Annotated in this window: 3 protein-coding genes; all 3 read left to right on the forward strand. The window is 74.0% G+C overall.

Annotation, left to right across the window (positions count from 1 at the left end; all coding sequences use genetic code 11):
* The first annotated feature begins 64 nt into the window (after window positions 1-64).
* Window positions 65-475 carry a VOC family protein gene (locus HW445_RS27630; protein WP_180223593.1) on the forward strand — a complete coding sequence of 137 codons (411 nt, stop codon included), beginning with the start codon at window positions 65-67 and terminating at the stop codon, window positions 473-475.
* A gap of 138 nt (window positions 476-613) precedes the next feature.
* Window positions 614-1,069 (forward strand): iron chaperone, encoded by a 456-nt coding sequence (locus HW445_RS27635; protein ID WP_180223594.1) that lies wholly within the window; start codon window positions 614-616, stop codon window positions 1,067-1,069.
* Between the two features lie 287 nt (window positions 1,070-1,356).
* Window positions 1,357-2,265: glutamate-cysteine ligase family protein (locus HW445_RS27640; protein WP_180223595.1), on the forward strand; the 909-nt coding region annotated here is incomplete at its 3' end.

The following is a 2,265-nucleotide window of genomic DNA, read 5'->3' on the forward strand; positions in this document are numbered from 1 at the left end:
CGGCGCCCGGAGCATGAGCGGCGAAGTGCGGGCGGCGCCGTCGCGACCGTTCTACGGTGACGGCATGGACCTCACGATCAACACCACCTCCCTCCCCCACGACGACCCGGAGGCCTCCCTGGCCTTCTACCGCGACCTGCTCGGCTTCGAGGTCCGCGGGGACGTCGGGGAGGGACGGATGCGCTGGATCACCGTCGGCCCGGCCGGCGGGCCGGGCCCGTCCATCCTGCTCGCCCCTCCCGGCGCCGACCCGGGGGTCACCGACGCCGAACGCCGCACCATCGCCGAGATGATGGCGAAGGGCACCTTCGGCTGGATCCTCCTGGCCACGCACCAGCTGGACGCGACCTTCGACAAGCTGCGCGCCGGTGGCGCCGAGGTGGTGCAGGAGCCGACGGAGCAGCCCTACGGCATCCGGGACTGCGCCTTCCGTGACCCGGCGGGCAACCTGATCCGCATTCAGCAGATCCGCTGAGACCGCGGCCTGCGGGACCGGTCAGTTTTCGAGAAGCGGCGCCGGCCCCCGCGGAACTAGCGTGTGGAGCACAGGCAGGACGCCGGTCCGGTACACCCGGGCGGCTCCGGTGCGGCAGTGCGAGAGGGGAAGTCCGCGATGGGCAGCAAGCAGACGGCAGGCACGCTCGACGAGGCGCAGGAGGGGTTCACCGCGCAGGAGCGCGCCGCGATGAAGGACCGCGCCGAGGAGGTGCGCAAGAGCTCGCGCCGCGGGGCCAAGGCCGACCCGGAGGCCGAGGTCCTGGAGAAGATCGCGGAGATGGCGGAGGGCGACCGCCTCCTCGCCGCACGGGTCCACGAGATCGTCAGGACCGCCGCCCCCCAGCTCACGCCCCGCCTCTGGTACGGGATGCCGGCGTACTCCAAGGACGGCAAGGTCCTCTGTTTCTTCAAGTGCTCGGGGAAGTTCAACACCCGGTACTCCGAGTTCGGCTTCAGCGACGTGGCCTCGCTCGACGAGGGTTCCTTCTGGCCGAGCGCCTACGCCCTGACCGGGATCACCGACGACATCGCGGAGCGGCTTGCCGAGCTGGTGCGCAAGGCCGCGGGCTGACGCCGTCCGCCGCGGAGGGCCGGGCCGTACCGGGGAACGCCCCGGGGCCCGGCCCTCCGGCCTTCTCCCCGTCGCCCGTCGCCCTGCCGCCTCTCCGCCTCCGGCCTCTCCGCCTCCGCCGCTTCACCCGCCTTTTCGTGCCGCGCTTCTTGCTGTTACGTGGCTGTGGGCCGCCAATGCCCGGTCTCGCCCCCCTGGCTCCCGAGGTGCGCCCTTGTGTCCTCCCGTGTCAGGGTCTTGGGTGGGACCCAGCGGCGTCCGCTCTCGCAGGAGGGAGATCCCCGGTTATGCCCGAGGCGACAGGCACGACGGCGGCGCGGTCCGGAGAGGTGCTGTCGGAGGCCGGCGCGGAGGCGCTGGTCCACGGCTCCTGTTTCAGGACCGGTCCGCCCCGTCTGCTCGGTGTGGAGCTGGAGTGGCTGGTCCACGACCTGGACGATCCCCGCGTCACCGTCACCCCCGACCGGCTGGAGGCGGCGCACGCCTCACTGCCCGGGCTGCCGGTGGACGCGCTGCTCACCGCGGAGCCGGGCGGCCAGATCGAGCTGAGTTCCCGGCCCGCCTCCTCGCTGACCGCGTGCGTGGAGACGATGCGCGCCGACCTGGCGGTGGTCCGCTCGGCGCTGCGCCCGCACGGCCTGACCCTGGCGGGCATCGGCCTGGACCCCTGGCAGTCGCCTCGGCGGTTCCTGCGCGAGGCCCGGTACGACGCCATGGAACGCAGCCTGGACCGGGCGGGACCGGCCGGGCGGATCATGATGTGCACCTCGTCCTCCGTCCAGGTCAACCTGGACGCCGGGTACGAGGAGCCGGGCCCTCTGGGGCACGTGCGGCGCTGGCAGCTCTCGCACCTGCTGGGCGCGGTGCTGCTGGCCGCCTTCGCCCACTCCCCCGCCGCGGAGGGGCGTCCCACCGGCTGGCGTTCCACCCGGCAGCTGCGCTGGGCGGAGATCGGCGCGGAGCGGGCGGGCGCTCCCCCGCTGGAGGCGGAGCCCCGGGCGGCCTGGACGCGGCGGGCTCTGGACGCTCCGCTGATGTGCCGGCGGCGCACCGTCGGCCCGTGGGAGGTGCCCGAGGGGACGACCTTCCGGGACTGGCTGCGCCGGGGCGCGGCGGGCGGTTCGGGGCCGCGGCGGGAGGACCTGGAGTACCACCTGACCACCTTGTTCCCACCGGTGCGCCCCCGGGGGTTCAGA

The organism is Streptomyces sp. UH6, assembly GCF_013421635.1.
GTDB lineage: Bacteria > Actinomycetota > Actinomycetes > Streptomycetales > Streptomycetaceae > Streptomyces > Streptomyces abyssomicinicus.

Excerpts from the sequence above, each read along its gene's own strand:
- HW445_RS27635 (WP_180223594.1), top strand. The coding sequence starts at position 614 with ATGGGCAGCAAGCAGACGGCAGGCACGCTCGACGAGGCGCAGGAGGGG.
- HW445_RS27630 (WP_180223593.1), top strand. The coding sequence starts at position 65 with ATGGACCTCACGATCAACACCACCTCCCTCCCCCACGACGACCCGGAG.